Consider the following 18,793-nt stretch of genomic DNA (forward strand, 5'->3'; position numbering starts at 1 on the left):
ACTATCCCTTCCTTACTGATAGTGGTGAACCCGTCCGAGGCTGGCGCGCAGGGCCGTCAGCAGGAGCAGGAGCAGCAGGGCGTTGCTGGCGAAGAAGATCGGTACCTCGCCGTGCGGCTCGAGGAACTCCGCGAGGGTCGACGTCGCCAGCACGTTCGCCGCCACCACGCCGGTGGACACCGCGAGCAGGATGCCCGCCCGGCCGCGGTTGGCCAGCACGAAACCGGCGAAGAACGCGGAGCCGAGCAGGATGTGCGCGTCGACCAGCAGCGCACCCCGCGAGGTCAACAGCCCGGCGGCGGCCAGGCCGCCCAGCAGCAGGAGGCCCAGCCCACCGAGTGCCAGCAGGCAGACGGTGACCTCGCGCAGCAGCACCCGCCACACCTCGCGGCCGAACTCGGCGGCCGATCTCGCCCGCCGGAGCAGCCCGGCCACCTGCTCGTCGAACCGGTGCGAGCGCCACTCCAGCGTGCCCATTGCCAGCACCAGCGGTGCCGCCGCGATCGCGAGGTCCCAGCCTGCGGTCACGTACCGCGCGGCGGTGAACAGCAGCAGGGTCGCGCAGACCACGGCATAGCACATCGCGGGCAGCACGGTCCTCGCCATACCGGCGAATCCCGGTGAAGGGCCGGCTCGCCGAGTGGCCAGCGCGGCGGTGAACACCAGTGACAGCACCGACACCCCCGCGACGAGCAGGGTGGGCACGGTGAGTGCCCCGGCCCGGCCGGAGGCGAGGTGGATGAGCCCGGCGACGCAGGCGGGCACCATCAGCACGGCCACCCTGTGCTCCAGCCCGCGGAACACCAGCACCCCGGTGGCGAGCTGGAAGGCCACCTGTGCCACGGCGAACGCGACCACGCCCACCCCGTGCCCGCCGAGCACGGCGAGTCCGGTGGCGCCCACGACCGCGAACCCGAGCCCGGCCAGCGCGAACGCCCGCATCGCCGCCGCGGCCGCCGCGGGCCGCGCGGTGCCGGTCAGCCAGTGTGCCGCCGCGGCCATGCCCATGCCGAACACCCAGCCCGAGGCAGTGGCCAGCACCAGCGCCGGTACCGCCGCCCGCATACCGAGCGCGAGGAAGACCGTGGGATAGACGACACTCGGCAGCGCGTACAACGGCCCGTGGGTGAGCACCCGCCACCGTCGCGGCCGGGGACGCTCCGAGTGGGCCCGGTCCGCGACCCCGCCGCCATCCAGTTCCCCGAGGAGCGTGCCGGCCAGCGCGAAGACGTCCGGATGCCCGTAGGTGTCCCGCGCCACGGCATCGGTGATGCCCTGGCTCTCCAGGGCGGCCGCCACGTGCAGCTCATCCGCAGGCGCGGGCAGGCTCGTGCCGAGCGTGCGTACCAGTTCGGTCGTCGGTTCGGCCATCAGTCCACCGCCGATCCCGGTGCGCTACCCGTGAGCGCGGGTACCGGACCGCGGAGCAGGTCCCGGTAGACCTCGCGGTAGGCGTCGTTCCACCGGCCGAGGGTGAACCGGTCGAGCACCCGGCGGCGGGCCCGCGCACCGAGCCGGTGTCGCAACGCGGTGTCCTCGAGCAGGCGCAGGCAGGAATCGGCGAGCGCCGCGTGATCCCGTGGCGGTACCACGAACCCGGTGTCGCCCACCGCCTCCCGGACCCCGCCGACATCGGTGCACACCGGTGGTCGCCCGGTGCACATCGACTCCACCACGGTGTAGGGGAAGCCCTCGGAAACGCTGGGCAGCGCCACCAGGTGGCCAGCGTGGTAGGCGTCGGCCTGGCGGGGGACCCTGCCCTCGAACACCGCCGCACCGCCCAGGCCGAGTTCGCCGGCCAGCCGCAGGCAACTCGCGTGGTACTCCTCGTTGCCCACCGGAACCGGCCCGAACATCCGCAGCCGCGCCGCGGGCCGCTTCTCCCGCACGATGGCGAAGGCCCTGAGCAACGTGTGCAGGTCCTTCAGCGGGTCGATCCGGCCGACGAACACGATGGTCGGTTCCGCCGGTTCCGCGCCGGCAGGAGGGAAATCGGCAGGATCGATGCCGTTGTACATGGTGTGCACCCGTTCCGGGGCCGCACCGCTGTACAACTGCCAGCGCCGGTTGTAGCTGGAGTGTGGGGCCAGCAGGTCCGCCGTCCGGTACCCCGCGGCGGCGAGCGCGCGGAAGAACCGGAGCAGCAGTAGCCGCACCACGGGGGAGACCGGTTCCTGTTCGCTGCCGAGGTACCGCTCGCGCAGGTAGACCCCGTGCTCGGACATGACCATCGGGGTACCGCGCGCCCACTTCGCCGCCATCCCGACCAGCGCGCTGGTACCGTTCATCGCCAGATGGCAGATATCCGCCAGGACCGGGGGATGGGCCAGCGGTCGGAGCAGGTGCTCGATCCGGTCGGTGGCCACGATCGCGTCGTGCAACGTCAACTCTCCGCGCACGCCGCTCGTTTCCCGCCAGGCCGACAGCAACCGGTCCACCGAGTCGTTCGTGGACAGAGCGGCGCCAAGATCCCGGCGCCGCGCGTAGTCGAACAGGCCCCGCAGTGCCACGACGAAGTCGGTGGTGTGCCGCTCCCGCAGCCACGGGTCCGGATCGGCCGCGGCGAGCATCGCGTCCAGGAACCCGCGATGGGTGTCGGCGAAGGAGGAGGGAACCCGGCGAGCCCGCGCCGGTGCTCCTGCCCACAGCGGGATGTTCACCACCTCGGCCAGGTTCTCCGGCGCCGGCCACGCGCTGCGTCCGGTGCCGTCGGCGGTGATCGCCACCGCGGTGAAGCTGTGCTCCGGCATGCCCTCGATCAGCTGGTGGGTCCACAGGCTGACCCCACCGGGCCCGAAAGGGTAGGTGCTCTCCGACACCACGGCGATGTGTCCTGCCCCCTGCTCCGTCATGGGCGGGGGCTGGCGGTCACGGTGACGGTTTCGTCCGCGGTGACGCCGAGCCGGGAGACCGGGTCGGAGCCGTACCGCTCGGCCCGGTCCGGCCCGCCCTGGTCCGCCTCGGTCGCCGCCCTGCTCGCCAGCCCGGTGAGGAACATCGAACCGGTGGTCTCCGGGCTGAGGGTGACGGCGCCCGATGCGCGGTCCCACACCGCATCCGCGCCCGCGTCGAGTTCGGCGAAGTGCGCGTTGCGGGCCTCGACGTACTCCGCGAGTTCTGTCCATTCGGGATTCTTCAGCGGGACCGCGAACAGCTCGTCGTACCTGGCGAGTACCTCCTCCAGCCAGTCGAAGGTCAGGCTGTGCTGCCCGTCGTAGGCGTGCAGGTTGCCCTGGTGCAGGGTGTGCGCGTAGGCGGAACCGCTCGCCAGGTGCCGCAGCGCAAGCCCGGCCTCGGCGGCCACGATCTCGTGGTACCCGAGTTCGGTTTCGTAGCGGGAGTTGTAGGACGCGGCCTGTTCCGCCGGGGTGCTCGCCGCGAAGCCGATCCCGGTCGGCCAGTCCGGCACCACGAGCACGTCCGGCTGCAGCGGATGGTGGATTCCGCAGTTGAAGCAGTCCGGTTGGTGGCTCGGGTAGGAGAGGTCGCCGTGCAGGTAGCGCACGCCGAGCTCGCTCGCCGCCCGCAGCAGTTCCCGGTTCGACTTCTCCAGGCCGTGGTCGGTGGCTTCGGCGAGGGACTTCGGGTCGGGGTTGTAGACGCCGAGCCCGGAGTACTCCGGTGTCTTGAGCACGGTCGCGGGCACCGGCAGCCCGATCGAAGCCGCCGCGTTGAGGTTGCGCAGGATCTCCTCGCGGTTGCGCTGATAGTCGGTGAAGTCCATCGGCGGGTGCGTCAGCGTGTGGTTGATCCAGCGGAACTCGCCCGCGAGGCAACGGGAGTAGCTGGTGAGCGGGTCCGGGGTTCCCGCCGCGGAGCACTGCGCGGGCGCGTCGCTGTCCAGGCGGCTGCCGTTGTAGGGGAGGTTCAGCCGGAAGTCGCCCGCCAGTGGATGCCGCTCGCGCAGGTCGTGTTGCCGCAGCGCGGCGGCCGCCGCGTCCCCGCCGTCAAGGCGGAACGATTCGTCAGTGCCGTCGGCTCGGCGGCGCAGGGTGGTGTTGAACCAGTCGTCAACGTCCACATTGATCCAGTGTCGTCGCTCGCCGAGGAACACCCCGCGGGTCGCCCAGCGCAGCAAGCCGTAGCCGAGTAGGTCGGTGGCCAGCTCGTCCGGTCCGGGGGTGAAGGTCAGCGCAGCCCGCTGTCTGCCGTCCGGCGCGGTGCTGAGCACTCCCAGCACATCCTTCCCCGCGGTGAGGATCGGCCGCGCCGCACAGTCCGACGCCAGCCGGGTTCGGTACACATAGGACCGCAGGATGGGCAACCGCCCGCCAGGATCGAGGTAGTCGAACAGCTCGGCCCCTGCCCGGGGCAGGGTGGCCCGCACCGGATCCGAACCGACCTCGTGCTCCCGCACCGCGCGCAGGCAGTAGTCCTCCGGGGCGGTGCCCGGCGCGGTGTTCAGCGCGACCTGCCGAACCTGGAAAGTACGCTCGTACTCCCACAGTGCCCGCCATTCGGCCGGGGTGAACCCGCTGCGGTAGCCGCCCCCGGTGTCCCGGTGCAGCAGACCGTTGCCGGTCAGCAGGATCGCCGAGTACCTGCCGACCCCGTCCGGCCGCACCAGGCGTTGCCGGTTGAGCCGCTCGGACCCGGCGAGCAGCACATCGTACGGGGTGCCGATCCGGTCGAGCACCTGGCGCCACACCGGAAGCCCGGTATCCCCTTCGCCGGTGGCGATCACCAGCTGGCGCAGGGCCACCCGGCTGCCGGGGGCGGCGGGCGCGGGGGAGGCCGGCTGCCCGCGTACCGGTACCCGCCGGATACGGGTGGGTTCCGGTTGCGCGGGCAGCGTGGCGGGGAACGCCGAGTCCCCGCCCGCGGCCGGTTCCGGCGCGCCCGGGCTCAGCACGGTGATCGCGGTGAGCGCGAGGGCGAGCACCAGCAAGGCCGGTGCCATCGATTTGTCGACCGTGGTCCGTGAGCGCATGGGCCGGCCGTCCGGTTCACCGGTTGCCGATGACGGGCAGGGTGACCGGCCGGTCCGCGGTCAGCTCGACCCGCGAGACGGTATCGCTGCCGTAGCGATCGGCCCCGCCGGGTGCCAGCGCGCCGGTGACGAACAGCGAACCGGACGCGGCAGGCCGGTAGCCGATCGTTCCGGTGCCGCGGTCCCAGACAGCCGTGCCCGCGTCGGCGTGGTCGAAGTGATCGGTACGAGCGGCGACGTACTCGGCGAGTTCGACCCAGTCCGGATTCAGCAGCGGCACCCGGTAGTGGTCGGCGTACCCGCGCACGACCTCCTCCAACCAGTCGAAGGTGAGGCTGTCCCCGTTCGCGTACACATGCGCGTTGGCCTGGTGCAGGGTGAAGCTGTAGGCGGAACCGGCCAGCACCTGCCGCAGTGCCTGGTCGGACTCGTGCGCCACGACCTCCCGGTAGCTCAGGTCGTGGTCGAAGGTGGGGAAGCGACCGTCCGGCCCGTACAGCTCGTTGAACACCGTGACCTGCTCGGCAGGCGTGGTCGCCTGGTAACTGATGTTCGTCGGCCAGTCCGGCACCACGAGCAGCTCCGGCCGCAGCGGGTGCCGGATGCCGCAGTTGAAGCAGTCCGGCCGGTGGCTGCCGAAGGACATGTTGCCGTGCAAGTACCGCACGCCACTGTCGGCCGCGGCCGACAGCAGCTCCGGATTGGAGGCTCCCAGCCCGAAGTCGGTCGGCGGGTCGTAGGGCGAGCCGTTCGGGTCCGGGTTGTAGACCCCGAGTCCCGAGTACTCCGGGGTCTTGAGCACCGAGGTGGGTACGGTCAGTCCGGCTTCCCTGCCGATGGCGAGGTTCTCCGTGACCTCCATGCGGTTGCGCTGGTAGCTGGTGACGTTCATCCGGGGGTGGGTCACCGTGTGGTTGATCCACCGGAACCGCTCGCGCAGGCAGCGGGAGTAGCTGGTCAGCGGGTCGGGGGTGTTCGCGGCGCTGCAGCGGGCCGGTGCCGCCGGGTCGAGGTCCCCGCCGTTGTAGGCGAGGTTGAGCCGGAAGTCCTCGATCACCGGATGGCGGTCGCCGAGTGCGGTCTGCTGAGCGGCGAGCAGCGGAACCTCCGGCCCGCTCAGCCGGAACGTGCCCGCCTGGCCCGGCCGGCTGGTGATGTTGAACCAGTCGTCCATGTCCACGTTGATCCAGTGCCGTTGCTCGCCGATCAGCACGCCCTGGTTCGCCCAGCGCAGCAGGCCATAGCCGAGCAGGTCGGTCTGCACCAGGTAGGGGTCGGAGGTGAAGGTCAGCGCCGCCCGCTCCCTGCCGTCGGGTGCGGTGCTGAGCACGCCGACCACGTCCTGGCCGATCGTGAGCAGTGGCTCGGCCGCGCATCCCCGTGCGAGCCTCGCCCGGTAGAGGTAGGAACGGGAGATCGGGATCCGGGTATCGGTGGCCAGGCGGTCGAAGACGCCGGCACCGGCCGTGGTCAACCCGGCATGCACCGGGGTGCTGCCGACATCTCCCTCCCGGCCCGCGCGCAGGCAGTAATCCTCGGGTGAAGTACCGTAGGGCGTGTACAGCGACACCTGCCGGACGTCGAACGCCCGCTCGTAGGCCCACAGGATGTTCCACTCCAGGCTGCCGAACGCGCCGCGATAGCTGCCGTCCTCGGCCTGGTAGCGCAGCCCGCTGCTGGTCAGCAGCACCGCGTTGTACCTGCCGGTTCCGTCCCCATCGATCAGCCGGTCCGCGCGAAACCGGTCGGTGCGGGCGTACACCACGTCATAGGGTGTCCCGGTCCGGTCCAGGATGGACCGCCACGCCGGGAGCCCGAAGTCCCCGGGGTCGGTGGCGATGATCAGGTTGCGCAGTGCCACGCGGTCGCCGTCCGCGGCGGCGAAGGCGGCTGCGGGCGTCGCGGCGGCCGCCGGGCCCGGTAGGGCCACCGTCACGGCGAGTGCCGTCACGAGCGCGGCGATGGTCGAGCCGATGTTCCTGCTTGCTCTTCTCACGGTGCCCCCGGGGAGCCGTTCCGGTGATGATCGAATGCATGGTGAGGTCAAGATCGGAAATCCGATAGACGTTTTCCCGCTGGATTAGTCGCACCGGCGACGGTTTTCGTTACGAGGGTTCGATGGCAATTTTTGGGTTTTTCCTGTTCGGCCGGCAGAGTTGCTTCATTGTGCGTAGCTGGCCTTCGCGGAGAGGGCTAAGGGGTTCGTCCAGCAGGACGAAGAGCCGTGTGGCAAAAGGGAAAGGTCCACTGTTTGCCGATGTTCCCGAATCGTACCGCGACAGACGCGAGTTTTTTCGCTCCGGGGCGCGTTTCGTTTGGGGTAGCGACAACCGCTTTTCGGGTGAACCTGATGGTCGCGTTGCACGTGCAGAAATTCTGCGTAGTCGATCGGGTGCCCGTATTGTGGGTCGAAATGTCCGCGACCGAGCGGCGTTACGGGACGCGGGCCCGAGCCGGCTCGCCGAGCGAGGCGAAGTGATGGCCCGATGTCGTGGTACTGGTTTTGCGCGATGTGCGGGCAGTCGGGAAAGGTGTAACCGTGCACGCCCTGCCGCCCCCGGGCAGAAGGTGAACACCCGCGGGTCGGGCTGGTTGGTCTCGACGTCGATCAGGGTCCCGACCACGTCGAAGGTCAGCAGGCGGATGCCGCCGAAGTCCGTATCCAGCCCATTCAATGGTGAACCGACCGGTATGGGTCACCACCGAGGCAGTCGACGGGACCCGCGTCAACTCACGCGTGGCGGCGGAACGGCCAGATACCCCGGCGCGGCGCCGGTTCGGCGTGCTCCAGCAACTGCGGCGCGTGCTCCCGTACCGCGGCCTCCAGCTCGCGGAAGCTCGGGTTCACCATGGCGTGCTCGCCGACGAACACCGTCGGCACCGTCTCGTTGCCGCCGGCGACCGCGCGGACCCTGGCCGCGGCCTCCGGCTCCTCCCAGATGTTGATTTCGCGCACCGGGAGCCCGCTGCGGCGCAGGGGCCTTTGCAGTGCCATGCAGAACGGGCAACCCGGCCGCCAGTAGAGCTCGATCTCCGTCGTCTCCCGCGTCCGGTCCGTGTTCATCGCTCGCTCCCCGTGGTCACTACGACTGGTTCGGTTTCCATCTCCTGGTCTATTGTCTCAGTGCCGGTCGAGCACGATCCGGTACGCCTCGGCCGGGGTCTGGATGCCGGTGGCCGTCAGCTCGCCACCGGCGCCTCGACAGCGGCCGGTGCCGCCGGTCACCGACGCTCAGGCCCGGTTCGCCCACGTCGACTGCGGCGAACTGAGCGTTCACCACTCGCAGGTCGATCACCTCGCCGTCCGGGTTCGCCTCGGCCGGCGCCGGTGTGCCGGGCAGGCTGACGGCGAGCGTGGACAGCCCCAGCGTGCCCGCGGCACCGATCACGTGCGGCTTCCTGCCCATTCGAATACCTCGTTTCATGTTCGGGTCACGGTTCGGAAAACCGATCTTGATACCTCGACTGGACTTGAAGTCAACGGCACAATGCGGGGTATGGGTTTACGCATCGTGGATCCGGTGCGGACGGGCGAGAGCAGGTTGGCCTGCGGCCGGCTGCTCGGGTGGGCCGAGTGGGGGCCTCCGGACGGGATCCCGGTCCTCCTGTGTCCCGGCGCGGCGACCAGCCGACGACTCGGTTTCGGCGCGGATGTCGTGGACGCACTGGGGGTGCGACTGATCTCCGTCGACCGGCCGGGGCTCGGTGCCTCGACACCGGTGCCGGGGCGGTCGTTCGGTGACTTCGCCGCGGACATCAGGGAGTTCACCGCGTGCCGGGACATCGGCCGTCCGGCCATGGTCGGCCACTCGCAGGGCGCCCCGTTCGCGCTCGCCTGCGCCGCGGAAGGGGTTGTCGGGGCGCTCGCCGTGGTCTCCGGCGCGGACGAGGTGGCCGCGCCCGAGTTCGCCGGGCTGCTACCCGCGCAACTGCGTGCCCTGGTGGCCAGGACCGTCGCGGCGCCCGCCGGCGCCGAGGAGTTCTTCGCGGCCTTCGACCCCGGCGCGATGTGGGAGATGGTGCTGGCCGGCAGTGCCGAGTCCGACCGGCAGGTGTACCGGGAGCCCGGGTTCGAGCGGGCCTACCGGCGGGCGCTCGACGAGGCCTTCGCGCAGGGGCCCGCCGGCTACGCAAGGGACACCGTGCTGGCGATGGGGCGGTGGACCTTCGATCCGGCGCGGATCACCGTTCCCGTGGACGTCTGGTATGGCGAGCAGGACGCCAGCCACTCGCCCGACCAGGGTGCTTTCCTGGCCGACCGCGTGCCGGGAGCGGTCCGGCGGCTCGTCCCCGATGTCGGTGGCGCCGTACTGTGGACACACGCCGAGGAGATTCTTCGTTCCCTGACCGAGAATCTTCTGGCTCGCCGGTAGCGGACCACCGGTGCGCGGCGCGCAAGGGGTGTGCCGGTAACCTTGGTCACCGTGAGCCTGACCGAGTTGTCCCGCGACGAGCTGACCCGCACCCTGGACGAGCTGCGTGGTGCCTACGACGAGCTGCGCGGGCGCGCGCTCGCCCTGGACCTGACCAGGGGAAAGCCCTCCGCCGAGCAGTTGGACCTCGCCGAGGAGCTGCTCGGCCTGCCGGGCGCCGGCACGCACACCGCCGCCGATGGCACGGACACCCGTAACTACGGTGGGCTGCGCGGCCTGGCCGAACTGCGGGAGATCTTCGGTCCGTTGCTCGACGTGCCGGCGGGACAGCTGGTGGCGTTCGGCAACTCCAGCCTCGAGCTGATGCACGAATGCATGGTGCATGCCGCGCTGTTCGGGGTGCCCGGTTCGACCCGGCCGTGGGCGCCGGGCTCCGGTGCGGCCGTGCTCTGCCCCGTCCCCGGCTACGACCGGCACTTCGCGCTGTGCGAGAAGCTGGGCATCGAGATGATTCCGGTGCCGATGAACGGCGAGGGCCCTGACCTGGCCGAGGTCGAGCGTCTTGCCGCCGAGGACGCCCGGGTCAAGGGGATCTGGTGTGTCCCCAAGTACAGCAATCCGACCGGGACGGTGTACTCCGCCCAGACCGTGCGCGGGCTGGCGGCCATGCGGACCGCCGCCCCGGACTTCCGGATCTTCTGGGACAACGCCTATGCGGTGCATCACCTGACCGAGACCCGGCACGAGGTGGCGGACGTGCTGGCGGCGGCGGACGAGGCTGGCAACCCCGACCGGCCGTTCGTCTTCGGCTCCACCTCCAAGATCACTCTGGCCGGTAGCGGGGTGGCGTTCTTCGGCGCTTCGAAGTCCAATGTGGATTGGCTGACCGGTCATCTCGGGAAGCGCACGATCGGCCCGGACAAGGTCAACCAGCTCCGGCACGCACTGTTCCTGGGCAGCGCGGACGGTGTCCACGCGCATATGGACCGGCACCGCGCGTTGCTACGCCCGAAGTTCGACCTCGTGCAGCGCAAGCTGGAGGAGGGGCTGTCCGGGACCGGGGCCGCGACCTGGACCGTCCCGGAGGGCGGCTACTTCGTCAGCCTGGACGTGCTGGACGGGTGCGCCAGCAGGGTGGTCGCCCTGGCCGCGGAGGCCGGGATCGCGCTGACCCCGGCCGGCGCGCCGTTCCCGTACGGTAAGGACCCGAACGACCGGGTGATCCGGCTCGCGCCCAGTTACCCGCCGCCTGCGGAGCTTTCCGACGCGGTGGACGGGCTGGTGCTGTGCATCAAGCTGGCGGGCGTGGAGCACCTGCTACGCGGCTGAGTCCGCGCAGCAACCCCGCCCACCCCGCGCCGGTCTCCCCGGTCAGCTCCGCGGGCAGGCCGCTGTGTCGCAGGGTGAGCACCGTGCCACCGTCCTCGGGGACCAAGGTGACCTCCACAAGGGACGCGCCCGGGTCGATGGCCGGCGCGCCGGGGGTATCCTCCCAGCCGAAGGTGAACACGATCCGCTCGTACGGCACGAACTCGACGAACTCGCCGCGCATGACCGGGCGCGGGCCGTCCAGCATCGGTACGCGGAGCAGGCCGCCCGGCCGCGGTTCCACCTCGGCCGGTCCCCACCACTGTGCCAGCAGTTCGGGGTCGGTGAAGAACTCCCACACCGTCTCCGGCCTGGCTTCGATCCGCACCGTCTGCTCCACAACGTCGCTCATGCCGGTCCCTCCGTGTCGTTCGTGCGTTGCCGCTCGGCCCGCTCGGCCGCCCGCTTGAGACGCCCGAGCCGGTCCGTCCACAGGTCGTCGAAGAACCTGCTCGCCTCGGTCAGCCCGGCAGGCCGCAGCCGGTAGAGCCTGCGGTTGCCCTCGCGGCGGACCGCGAGCAGGCCCGCCGCGGTGAGTACGCGCAGGTGCTGGGACACGGCGGGGCGGCTGATGCCGGGGAAGTGCCCCGCGAGCTCGCCCGCGGACACCTCACGGTCACGCACCAGCCGCAGGATGCCGCGGCGGGTCGGGTCGGCTACCGCGTGCAGTACCTCGTCCACCTGCTGCTCCGTCGTGCTCGTTGCCAACCGGGATGGTTGTGTGTAAGTGTGTAAGCACAATCTTACACACATCGGAGGCAAATATGCACACACCTGGCAGCGAGCTCCGGCGGCTCGAGGCGGTCGTCGGCCGGTGGCGCTCGAAGGGAAGGACGGTGCCGACCGAGACGGAGCCGTCCATCGAGATCAGCGGTACGGACACCTACGAGTGGCTGGACGGTGGATTCTTTCTCGTGCACCACGTGGACGTGCGCCTCGGCGGGGAGCGCTACCGGGCGATCGAGCTGATCGGCGGGTAGCGCTCCCCGCCAGTGGGACCTACACCGCCCGGTCCTACGACAGCCACGGCGAGACCGGCACCATGACCCTGCGGGTCGGCTCCGGCGGCGAGTGGACCTTCGTCGGTGCGGGCAGTGGGGAGCGGGCGGTGCTGACCGTGGGGGAGAGTTCGATGGCCGCGGCGTGGGAACGCTCGACGGACGGGGTGCGCTGGCGGCCCTGGATGGACATGACCTTCACCAGAGACACTTGAGGTCGAGCAAGGTCGAGGGTCTAACCTCGATCGCATGGATATCGACGCGGAGATCTCGGCTGTACTGGCCGAGGTGAAGGTACTCGAGCTCAGCACGATCACCAGGGACGGCGGGCTCAACACCAGGCCGATGTCGAGTGTGTGGTTCCCCGAGACGCGGCAGATCGTGCTGACCACGCCGGTGGCCTACCCGCAGAAGGCGATGAACGTCCGGCGGGACGGTCGGGTCGCCCTGCTGTACTCCGACTTCGCCGGAAGCGGGCTGGCCGGAGCCCCGGCCGTGCTGGTGCAGGGCACCGCCACCGTGCCGGAAGGGGTGGCCACCCCGCAGGATCTTCGCGAGTTCTGGCGCGGCGTGATGCGCAAGTCGCCCGCGTTGGCCGAGCAGGCCGCGGATGCGGAGTTCCGGCGTTCGATGGACTGGTACTTCTGGCGATTGCCCTTCTACATCACCCCGGAACGGGTGCGGCGGCTCGAGCCCGCCGAGACCGGCGGGTCCCCACCGCCGCCGCCCGGCGGGGGCGAGCCGATGGCGGCGCAGATCGCCGATGCGCTGGAGCGCTACCCCACGGCGGTGTTCGCGGCCAGGGACGAGCAGGGGTACCCGCAGGCGGCACGGGCCGTGGTCACGCGGGCCGGCGCGGACGGCGCGCTGCGCGTGCGCCCGGTACAGCAGTTCGCCGGTGCGCCCGGTGCGGCGAACCTGCTGTGGCACCGGCACGACGGCGGCCCGGGTGAGATGTCCACGCTGCTGGTCACCGGTTCGGCCGGTGCGGAAGGCGGGGACTGGACCTTCGTTCCGGAGCGGATCCCCGGCGCGCTGCCCCTCGGCCAGGACCAGGGCTCCCACCAGGCTTGGATCGCGGATGCCCGGCAGCGGTCGCTGCGTTACCTCGAGCGCAGGGGGATGGAACCCCCGGAGCTGGACTGGAAGGTGTTCACCGGCTGAGTGGTTCTCGTACCGTCTGGTTATGGACATCGTCTCACTGGGGTTCCGGACCGATCTGATGCTGCTGTCCGCGCAGGGCGGCAGCATCGAGCGACGGGACGGGTACCGGGTGGTCCGGACACCGGACAATCCGGGCTATCACTGGGGAAACTTCCTGCTGCTGGACGCGCCGGTGGAGCCGGGGACGGCGGCGGAATGGGTGCGGACGTTTCGCGGCACGTTCCCCGCGGCCGACCACCTCGCGCTGGGCGTGGACGGCACTCGGGGCGGGGCAGGCGACGTGGCGGAGCTCGCGGCCGCCGGTCTCGGCGTCCAGCGCAGCACCGTGCTGACCGCCGACGAGCTGCGGCCGCCGCCCAGGCCCAACCGGGAGCTGAGCTTCCGGCCGCTGGAAGGGGAAGCGGACTGGCGGGGCGCCCTGGCGCTGCGGGAGGCGGAAAACGCGGGGTTCGACCCGGTGAGTTACCGGGAGTACGCCGAGCGGGACCTCGCGGCGATGCGGCGGTTACAGGAACGCGGGCTCGGCGGGTGGTTCGGTGCCTTCGCGGACGGCCGGATGGTGTCCGGTCTCGGCGTGTTCGCCGATGGCTCGGGACCCGCGCGGTTCCAGAACATCCTGACCGACCCGGCCTACCGCGGCCGGGGCCTCGCCGGGACGCTGGTGCACCTCGCGGGCACGTACGCGCTGGAAGAGTTGGGGGCGCGGCTGCTGGTCATCGTGGCTGACCCGGACTACTCGGCCATCCGCGTGTACCACTCGGTAGGGTTCGCGGGCACCGAGACCCAGATTCAGCTCGCCGGGAACGGTCCGGGGTAGACGCTCGCGCACCGATCCGAGCGTGTCGATGACGGCGGTACCGTCCACGCCGGGGTTGACTCACCGCCATGAACGACGGACTGCTGTTCGCGCTGACCCTGACCGGCGCCCTCGGCTGTGGTGTGGTGGGCGGGGCCTTCTTCGCCTTCTCCGCACTCGTGATGCGGGCCCTGGGCAAGCTGCCACCGGCCCAGGGACTTGCCGCCATGCAGTCGATCAACGTGGTGGCGGTCAACCCGGCCTTCCTCGGCGCCCTGCTCGGCACCGGAGTGGTGTGCGTCGTGGTGGGGATCACGGCGATCGCGCGGTGGTCCGAACCCGGCGCGGGCCTTCTGCTCGCCGGTGCCCTGCTCTACGTCATCGGCACCGTGCTGGAGACCATCGTGGTCCACGTGCCGAGGAACAACGCGCTGGCCACCCTCGATCCGGAGGCGGAGGGCAGCGCACAGCACTGGTCCCGCTACGCCTCGGTGTGGACCGCCTGGAACCACGTCCGCACCCTCGCCGCCTTGGCCGCCTGCGCCCTGTTCATCCTTGCCCTCGCCGCCTGATCCGTCCCGAACAGCCAAAGCGCGCACGTGGATGGCCGGCGCGCGGATGCGGGCGGCGACCACACCTCGCCGCCGTGCTTGCCGCTCACGCGCCTGCGTTGGCCGCCCATGCACATGACCACCCCACTCGCGCGGGGAAGACGCATACGAGTCCGCCGGGTCGGCGCTGATGGGCGGACCATCCCGCGCTCGCGCGGGGAAGACTGGTGGGAACAGGCTGAGCGCGGCCGGTGGACCGGACCATCCCCGCTCGCGCGGGGAAGACGAAGGGCAGACCTAGTTCTGTCACGGTGACGTAGGACCATCCCCGCTCGCGCGGGGAAGACGATGACGGCCCGTCGTGGGGCGAGGCCGTCAAGGGACCATCCCCGCTCGCGCGGGGAAGACTGCACCTGAGCCTCATCGAATGCATCAGGCTCGGGACCATCCCCGCTCGCGCGGGGAAGACGGCCTCCATGACCACCCACGGGTGGGTGTGGGGGGACCATCCCCGCTCGCGCGGGGAAGACTCACCGACCGTGCTGCCCGAGATGGACAGGAGCGGACCATCCCCGCTCGCGCGGGGAAGACCACCACACCGCCCCGGCCGCGGTCACGGATCCGGGACCATCCCCGCTCGCGCGGGGAAGACCTCGACCGAGCCCGTGAGTTGAACCTCGCCGCGGGACCATCCCCGCTCGCGCGGGGAAGACACTTGTTGACCTGCGGCGATACCCGTCGAAACACTGTTTTCGCTTTACTTTTCCGCGTGGCCAGCTCCGCTGTACCGGACCATGTGCGGGGAGTCACCGCTGGCCGAAACGTCTCCGCTTGCTGGCCCGGCTCCAGCCGACCGATCTGGGCGCGTCGCTCTTCAGCACCGGATCGTCCACCGGCGCGGGGCGCAGCATCAGGTTGATGCCCTCGAAGTCGACCGGTTCCCACTCGTGATCGTGCACGGTGAAGGCGAGTCCCTGCTCGTTCGGCGCCGAGTGGACCATGATCGCCCTGCCGGTCTTGACCATCTCCACCACACGGAGCCACACGAGACTCCGTACCCGGCTGTTGATGGTGCCGACGAACACGCCGGGCGCGATCTCCAGCAGCCACCGGGTGAGATGGCCACGCAGTCCCACCGGGCAGGCAGCCACCACGATCACCGTCACAGGTCATCGCTCCCGTAGGACACTCCGCCGGCGACTTCCTTACCGTCGCCGTCCCACAGCATGACCACATCCGCGTCGTCGAAAGCCTCGGGTCCGTACTCGGTCACCTCGTCGTCCTGGCTGAGCAGGGTTTTGATATCGCGGACACACTGGTCCAGGAACGCGCCGCCCTTCAGCCTGTCGCGCACCGCTCGGCGTGTCTCCGCCCCGATGTCGGCGACATCGGCGGCCGCGATGTCGAAAGCGATCGGGATGCTGATGTCCGCCTTGTAGAGGTCGGCGACGTCGAAAACGAACGAGCGCATGTGTCCGGTATGGACAAAGCCGAGACCCGGTGCGCAGCCCAGGGCCACGACGACCGCGTGCACCACGCCGTACAGGCTGGTGTTCGCGGCGGAAAGAGCCTGGTTGACCGGGTTTCCACCGCCGAAGTCCGCCGGATCGTAGTCGCGCCGCGTCCACGGTACCCCGGTGCGCTCGGCGTGTTCCCGGTACAGCCGCCGGACCCGGGCGCCTTCCCTTCCGCGCAGCTGTTGTATGGTCAGGCCGCTGGTGTCCTCGGCGGGGAACCGCATGGCGTACATCTCCCGCGCGACCCGCAGCCTCGACGTTCGTTGCGATACCAGGGTAGCCTGCGCCTCGAGCAACCGTGCGGACCGCGCCAGCGTGCGACCGTGCGCGTAGTACCGGACACCGTGCTCGCCGACCCAGACGGCGGTCGAACCGCTCTCGGCGAGCAGGACCATCGCCTGCTGGCTCACCGTCGTTCCGGGCCCGAGCAGCAAGGCACCCAGCGACGCCGCCGGGATGTGCACGGTTCCGCGGGTGTCCCGCGCGGTGATCGCGTTGGCGTCTCGGTGGACGACACAGTGTTCGAGATACAGGAACGTGATCCGGTCCTGAGCACGGGTGAGCTGCGACAGCGGCACCGGCGGCGCGCCGGGGATGTCGGCCATCGTCAGCTCGCACGTGCCAGGGTCAGCAACCCGCAGCCGTAGCTCTTCGCCGGTCCGATCCCGTGGGTGAGTGCCTGCCGTAACAAGCTGGGGTCGGTGACCTCCAGGGTTCCCTCGAACAGCGCGGTAGCCAGGGTGACGGTCCGGCCCCGCCGGTCGAACCGCAGCGTGCGGCGGCCCCGGACCGCGACGTCGGGTTCCTTGCTCCGGCCCTCCACGACACCGAATCCGTGCTTGCCCGCCCGGCTCAGCAGCCATTCGGTCTGCTGGGCGACGGTCACATGGCCGAACCGTTGCGAGCGGGTCGCGGTGCCGTCCTTCCGGCGGGTGGTCACCGGGTTGGCGGTGAGCCGGAACGCCCAGTGCTGCCCGGTGGTGAGCCGCTCGAGCATCGGCGCGTAGTCCCGGGACTCCCAGCTCTGCGTTGCGGGCCTGCCAGCGGCCTCGACCAGGTGCGTCAGGTCCGGGGGATGCGGGCTGACCAGATACAACAAGGTCTGGTGTGGCTGCTGGTCCAACCGCCACAACACCCGCCCCTGGTCGTTCGCCCGGCTCTGGTCGGCGGGAAACGCCGCGAGCACGGCCGCGTGCAGGCGCTGCGGCGAGGCCAGCAGCTCGCGGGCGCCCCGGCGGACGGCGTTGAACTCGAAACGACTCAGGAACATCAGCCGTCACCTCCGAGGAGTTCCATCGGGTCGTGCACCCGGTGGTCCGGGTTGCCGACCGTCACCGGAGCGCGCAGGACCGAGCGCCACTCGTACTGCCGGTGCCGGGGGTCGAAACTGACCGGTTCGTCCCGGACGAGGACGCTGCCAGGGGTCCCCGGCGGGCAGTCGGTGACGGTCTCGAGGCTGACCGTCGCGTCGGAATGCCGGCGCCGAAACCAGCCGGACGCCTGCCACGGCGTCTCCCGCAGCAATTCGCCCGCTGTTCCTTCCCGCATCCCGAGCAGTACCGGGCCAGCGGGTGGGCAGGAACGGCGGCCGAGGTACAGCGGGAACACCGGCGTGCGCAGGGCGGAAGCCAGCCGTTCCAGCAGGTCGTGCGCACCTTCCACGGCCACCAGGAACACAGCGTCGGCCAGGTAGAACCGGTACGACAGCGGCAGCGGTGCCGACCCGTCCACCGGCCGGGCGGTCTGGAAGTCCCGTTCCACCTGGCCCGGCTGGTCGATCCGTACCCCTATCCGGAGCATGGTGAGGTCGTCGATCGACTCGTTCCGTGCCCGGCCCTCCGCCGCCGCCAACAGCCCGATCACGCCGCTCTTGCTGGGAGCACGGTCGGTGTTGCGGCGGGTGAACCGGCTGCTGGTGCCCCATGACTGCAACGGTCCGGCCAGCCGCAGGAGCAGCACGCTCATGCCCTGCCCGCCATGCGTTCCGCGACGAGTGCGCCCACCGCCTTCGTGGCCACGTCGAACGTGGTGCGCTCGCCGAGTTCGGTCAGCGCCGCCGCGCGATCGCCCACACCCACACACCACGCCGCGACCGGCCGCTGGTCGTAGGTGTCCTGCACCTCTTTGCCGTAGTCGGCCAACCTGCGCGCCGACGCCGCGATCCGGCTGTCCTGCTCCCGGCCACGGAGTGCTTCCTCGAAGGCTCCGACAAAGCTGATCGGCTGCGTGTCCCGGACAACCACAAGCACGGCATCGGGCAGGGTCCGGTTGGCGAAGGTGTTCTGCTTGCCGGACGGCATGCTGGTCACGAACGCCCGCGCGAAGGCCTCCACCGCCCGGCGGGCGGCGTCGTCACTCCCCAGCGTGTCCCGGAGCCGATCGACATTCACCGTGGCATAGCGGTAGAGGGTGGCGGAGTTGAACTCCACCGTGCCGATCATGCCCGCACCGGCGTCTTCCTCGGAGTCGGCGCGCTTGTGGTCGTCCACGGCGGTGTAGTAGTCGTACTCGTTGCTGGCCTCGTGCACGCTCAAGGCGTGCGCGACCTGCACGGCCGCGTCCACGTTGAGTTCCGTGTCGTCCGCGACCATCCGGCCGAACAGCGCGATGTCCACGGACTGCTTCTGGTCGGCACGTGCCTTCGCTTCCTTCTTGTCGATGGTGACCGTTCCGCCGGCGGCAGCGGCGGAGACGGCCAGTTCGGCGAGACCGGCGACCTGGGCGTGGCTCAGGAAGAGCAGATAGCCGGACTCGTCCGGAGCCTCATCCTTTTTCCTGGCGGCTTTCAGCTTGATACCGGCCGCTTCGAGTGTGGCCTTGGCAAGCTTTCCGGCCTGGTCCTTGAGCCCGGAATCCTGGCGGGTGATCTCGTCGGCGAGCAGTTCCACGACCCGCCGGGTTCGCACACCGAGTTCGGAGGTGTCCAACATGGAGTCGAAGGCGTCGCGAGTCGACCGTTTCCAAGCCTGGCTGGACACCCGTGCCCGGCGGGTTCCACCGTAGACAGCTGTCTTGGGGCTCCCGGTGTCATCGCGGTTGATGTTGCTCGGCGGCACGGTCTGGATGATGTGGATGTCCACAATGGTTCGTGACAAG

General features: G+C 70.4%; 20 protein-coding genes and 1 CRISPR repeat array. Of the genes, 7 read left to right on the forward strand and 13 right to left on the reverse strand.

Going from position 1 to position 18,793, the window contains the following annotated elements; translation table 11 throughout:
• Window positions 1-12: 12 nt before the first annotated feature.
• The 6 genes from FB471_RS27995 to FB471_RS28020 form a co-directional block, all read right to left on the reverse strand.
• Complete coding sequence (locus FB471_RS27995) at window positions 13-1,371, reverse strand: hypothetical protein (protein WP_142001291.1); 1,359 nt, start codon at window positions 1,369-1,371, stop codon at window positions 13-15.
• Window positions 1,371-2,852: a GT4 family glycosyltransferase PelF gene (pelF, locus tag FB471_RS28000; RefSeq protein ID WP_142001292.1), complete on the reverse strand. Its 1,482-nt coding sequence runs from the start codon at window positions 2,850-2,852 to the stop codon at window positions 1,371-1,373. The genes FB471_RS27995 and pelF overlap by 1 nt, the downstream gene beginning before the upstream one ends.
• Window positions 2,849-4,900, reverse strand: coding sequence for an Agd3-related carbohydrate-binding protein (locus tag FB471_RS28005; protein ID WP_142001293.1), 2,052 nt, complete (start codon window positions 4,898-4,900; stop codon window positions 2,849-2,851). Before FB471_RS28005 ends, pelF begins: the two co-directional genes overlap by 4 nt.
• Before the next feature lie 46 nt (window positions 4,901-4,946).
• Entirely contained in the window at window positions 4,947-6,926 is a 1,980-nt protein-coding gene (locus FB471_RS28010) for an Agd3-related carbohydrate-binding protein (RefSeq protein WP_142001294.1), read from the reverse strand.
• A 735-nt stretch (window positions 6,927-7,661) separates the two neighbouring features.
• Window positions 7,662-7,994, reverse strand: coding sequence for a glutaredoxin family protein (locus FB471_RS28015; protein WP_142001295.1), 333 nt, complete (start codon window positions 7,992-7,994; stop codon window positions 7,662-7,664).
• 49 nt (window positions 7,995-8,043) lie between these two features.
• On the reverse strand, window positions 8,044-8,337 hold the full coding sequence (locus FB471_RS28020) for a hypothetical protein (protein ID WP_142001296.1): 294 nt from the start codon (window positions 8,335-8,337) through the stop codon (window positions 8,044-8,046).
• A gap of 90 nt (window positions 8,338-8,427) precedes the next feature.
• Between FB471_RS28020 and FB471_RS28025 the strand changes: the two genes are divergently transcribed.
• Window positions 8,428-9,303, forward strand: a complete 876-nt coding sequence (locus FB471_RS28025; RefSeq protein WP_142001297.1) for an alpha/beta fold hydrolase — start codon at window positions 8,428-8,430, stop codon at window positions 9,301-9,303.
• 51 nt (window positions 9,304-9,354) lie between these two features.
• Window positions 9,355-10,632 carry an aspartate aminotransferase type Ic gene (locus FB471_RS28030; RefSeq protein WP_211358163.1) on the forward strand — a complete coding sequence of 426 codons (1,278 nt, stop codon included), beginning with the start codon at window positions 9,355-9,357 and terminating at the stop codon, window positions 10,630-10,632.
• Here FB471_RS28030 and FB471_RS28035 read toward each other — a convergent pair.
• Window positions 10,595-11,023, reverse strand: coding sequence for an SRPBCC family protein (locus FB471_RS28035; RefSeq protein WP_142001298.1), 429 nt, complete (start codon window positions 11,021-11,023; stop codon window positions 10,595-10,597). The two genes, FB471_RS28030 and FB471_RS28035, sit on opposite strands and share 38 nt — an antisense overlap.
• Complete coding sequence (locus FB471_RS28040) at window positions 11,020-11,379, reverse strand: ArsR/SmtB family transcription factor (RefSeq protein ID WP_246076631.1); 360 nt, start codon at window positions 11,377-11,379, stop codon at window positions 11,020-11,022. The genes FB471_RS28035 and FB471_RS28040 overlap by 4 nt, the downstream gene beginning before the upstream one ends.
• 56 nt (window positions 11,380-11,435) lie before the next feature.
• Here FB471_RS28040 and FB471_RS28045 point away from each other — a divergent pair, with 56 nt between their 5' ends.
• The 5 genes from FB471_RS28045 to FB471_RS28060 all read left to right on the forward strand — a co-directional run bounded on the left by FB471_RS28045 (window position 11,436) and on the right by FB471_RS28060 (window position 14,201).
• Complete coding sequence (locus FB471_RS28045; RefSeq protein WP_170220958.1) at window positions 11,436-11,651, forward strand: DUF1579 family protein; 216 nt, start codon at window positions 11,436-11,438, stop codon at window positions 11,649-11,651.
• Between the two features lie 62 nt (window positions 11,652-11,713).
• Window positions 11,714-11,884, forward strand: coding sequence for a hypothetical protein (locus tag FB471_RS34270; protein ID WP_170220959.1), 171 nt, complete (start codon window positions 11,714-11,716; stop codon window positions 11,882-11,884).
• 34 nt (window positions 11,885-11,918) lie between these two features.
• A complete protein-coding gene (locus FB471_RS28050) occupies window positions 11,919-12,833 on the forward strand; it encodes a pyridoxamine 5'-phosphate oxidase family protein (protein WP_142001300.1) in 915 nt (304 codons plus the stop codon).
• A 22-nt stretch (window positions 12,834-12,855) separates the two neighbouring features.
• Window positions 12,856-13,650: a GNAT family N-acetyltransferase gene (locus FB471_RS28055; RefSeq protein WP_142001301.1), complete on the forward strand. Its 795-nt coding sequence runs from the start codon at window positions 12,856-12,858 to the stop codon at window positions 13,648-13,650.
• A gap of 68 nt (window positions 13,651-13,718) precedes the next feature.
• Window positions 13,719-14,201, forward strand: coding sequence for an anthrone oxygenase family protein (locus FB471_RS28060; RefSeq protein WP_142001302.1), 483 nt, complete (start codon window positions 13,719-13,721; stop codon window positions 14,199-14,201).
• A 237-nt stretch (window positions 14,202-14,438) separates the two neighbouring features.
• Window positions 14,439-14,893: a CRISPR direct-repeat array (repeat unit 28 nt; unit sequence GGACCATCCCCGCTCGCGCGGGGAAGAC).
• A gap of 93 nt (window positions 14,894-14,986) precedes the next feature.
• Here the strand turns inward: FB471_RS28060 and cas2e are convergent.
• Genes cas2e through cas7e form a run of 5 tightly spaced genes read right to left on the reverse strand, consistent with a single transcriptional unit; the run spans window position 14,987 to window position 18,792 of the window.
• On the reverse strand, window positions 14,987-15,346 hold the full coding sequence (gene cas2e / locus FB471_RS28065) for a type I-E CRISPR-associated endoribonuclease Cas2e (RefSeq protein ID WP_142001303.1): 360 nt from the start codon (window positions 15,344-15,346) through the stop codon (window positions 14,987-14,989).
• Window positions 15,343-16,302 carry a type I-E CRISPR-associated endonuclease Cas1e gene (cas1e, locus tag FB471_RS28070; RefSeq protein WP_142001304.1) on the reverse strand — a complete coding sequence of 320 codons (960 nt, stop codon included), beginning with the start codon at window positions 16,300-16,302 and terminating at the stop codon, window positions 15,343-15,345. Before cas1e ends, cas2e begins: the two co-directional genes overlap by 4 nt.
• Window positions 16,303-16,304: 2 nt before the next feature.
• Window positions 16,305-16,967, reverse strand: a complete 663-nt coding sequence (gene cas6e / locus FB471_RS28075; protein ID WP_142001305.1) for a type I-E CRISPR-associated protein Cas6/Cse3/CasE — start codon at window positions 16,965-16,967, stop codon at window positions 16,305-16,307.
• A complete protein-coding gene (gene cas5e / locus FB471_RS28080; protein WP_142001306.1) occupies window positions 16,967-17,662 on the reverse strand; it encodes a type I-E CRISPR-associated protein Cas5/CasD in 696 nt (231 codons plus the stop codon). The genes cas6e and cas5e overlap by 1 nt, the downstream gene beginning before the upstream one ends.
• Window positions 17,659-18,792: a type I-E CRISPR-associated protein Cas7/Cse4/CasC gene (gene cas7e / locus FB471_RS28085; protein ID WP_142001307.1), complete on the reverse strand. Its 1,134-nt coding sequence runs from the start codon at window positions 18,790-18,792 to the stop codon at window positions 17,659-17,661. Before cas7e ends, cas5e begins: the two co-directional genes overlap by 4 nt.
• Window position 18,793 lies beyond the last annotated feature (1 nt).

The organism is Amycolatopsis cihanbeyliensis (assembly GCF_006715045.1).
Classification (GTDB): Bacteria; Actinomycetota; Actinomycetes; order Mycobacteriales; family Pseudonocardiaceae; genus Amycolatopsis; species Amycolatopsis cihanbeyliensis.

What these genes read in the sequence shown, in the direction of transcription:
- cas6e (WP_142001305.1), bottom strand. Translation starts at nt 16,967, where the DNA reads ATGTTCCTGAGTCGTTTCGAGTTCAACGCCGTCCGCCGGGGCGCCCGC.
- FB471_RS28045 (WP_170220958.1), top strand. Translation starts at nt 11,436, where the DNA reads ATGCACACACCTGGCAGCGAGCTCCGGCGGCTCGAGGCGGTCGTCGGC.
- pelF (WP_142001292.1), bottom strand. Translation starts at nt 2,852, where the DNA reads ATGACGGAGCAGGGGGCAGGACACATCGCCGTGGTGTCGGAGAGCACC.
- FB471_RS28015 (WP_142001295.1), bottom strand. Translation starts at nt 7,994, where the DNA reads ATGAACACGGACCGGACGCGGGAGACGACGGAGATCGAGCTCTACTGG.
- FB471_RS27995 (WP_142001291.1), bottom strand. Translation starts at nt 1,371, where the DNA reads ATGGCCGAACCGACGACCGAACTGGTACGCACGCTCGGCACGAGCCTG.
- FB471_RS28005 (WP_142001293.1), bottom strand. Translation starts at nt 4,900, where the DNA reads ATGGCACCGGCCTTGCTGGTGCTCGCCCTCGCGCTCACCGCGATCACC.
- FB471_RS28055 (WP_142001301.1), top strand. Translation starts at nt 12,856, where the DNA reads ATGGACATCGTCTCACTGGGGTTCCGGACCGATCTGATGCTGCTGTCC.
- FB471_RS34270 (WP_170220959.1), top strand. Translation starts at nt 11,714, where the DNA reads ATGACCCTGCGGGTCGGCTCCGGCGGCGAGTGGACCTTCGTCGGTGCG.
- FB471_RS28060 (WP_142001302.1), top strand. Translation starts at nt 13,719, where the DNA reads ATGAACGACGGACTGCTGTTCGCGCTGACCCTGACCGGCGCCCTCGGC.
- FB471_RS28020 (WP_142001296.1), bottom strand. Translation starts at nt 8,337, where the DNA reads ATGGGCAGGAAGCCGCACGTGATCGGTGCCGCGGGCACGCTGGGGCTG.
- cas5e (WP_142001306.1), bottom strand. Translation starts at nt 17,662, where the DNA reads ATGAGCGTGCTGCTCCTGCGGCTGGCCGGACCGTTGCAGTCATGGGGC.
- FB471_RS28025 (WP_142001297.1), top strand. Translation starts at nt 8,428, where the DNA reads ATGGGTTTACGCATCGTGGATCCGGTGCGGACGGGCGAGAGCAGGTTG.
- cas1e (WP_142001304.1), bottom strand. Translation starts at nt 16,302, where the DNA reads ATGGCCGACATCCCCGGCGCGCCGCCGGTGCCGCTGTCGCAGCTCACC.
- FB471_RS28035 (WP_142001298.1), bottom strand. Translation starts at nt 11,023, where the DNA reads ATGAGCGACGTTGTGGAGCAGACGGTGCGGATCGAAGCCAGGCCGGAG.
- FB471_RS28050 (WP_142001300.1), top strand. Translation starts at nt 11,919, where the DNA reads ATGGATATCGACGCGGAGATCTCGGCTGTACTGGCCGAGGTGAAGGTA.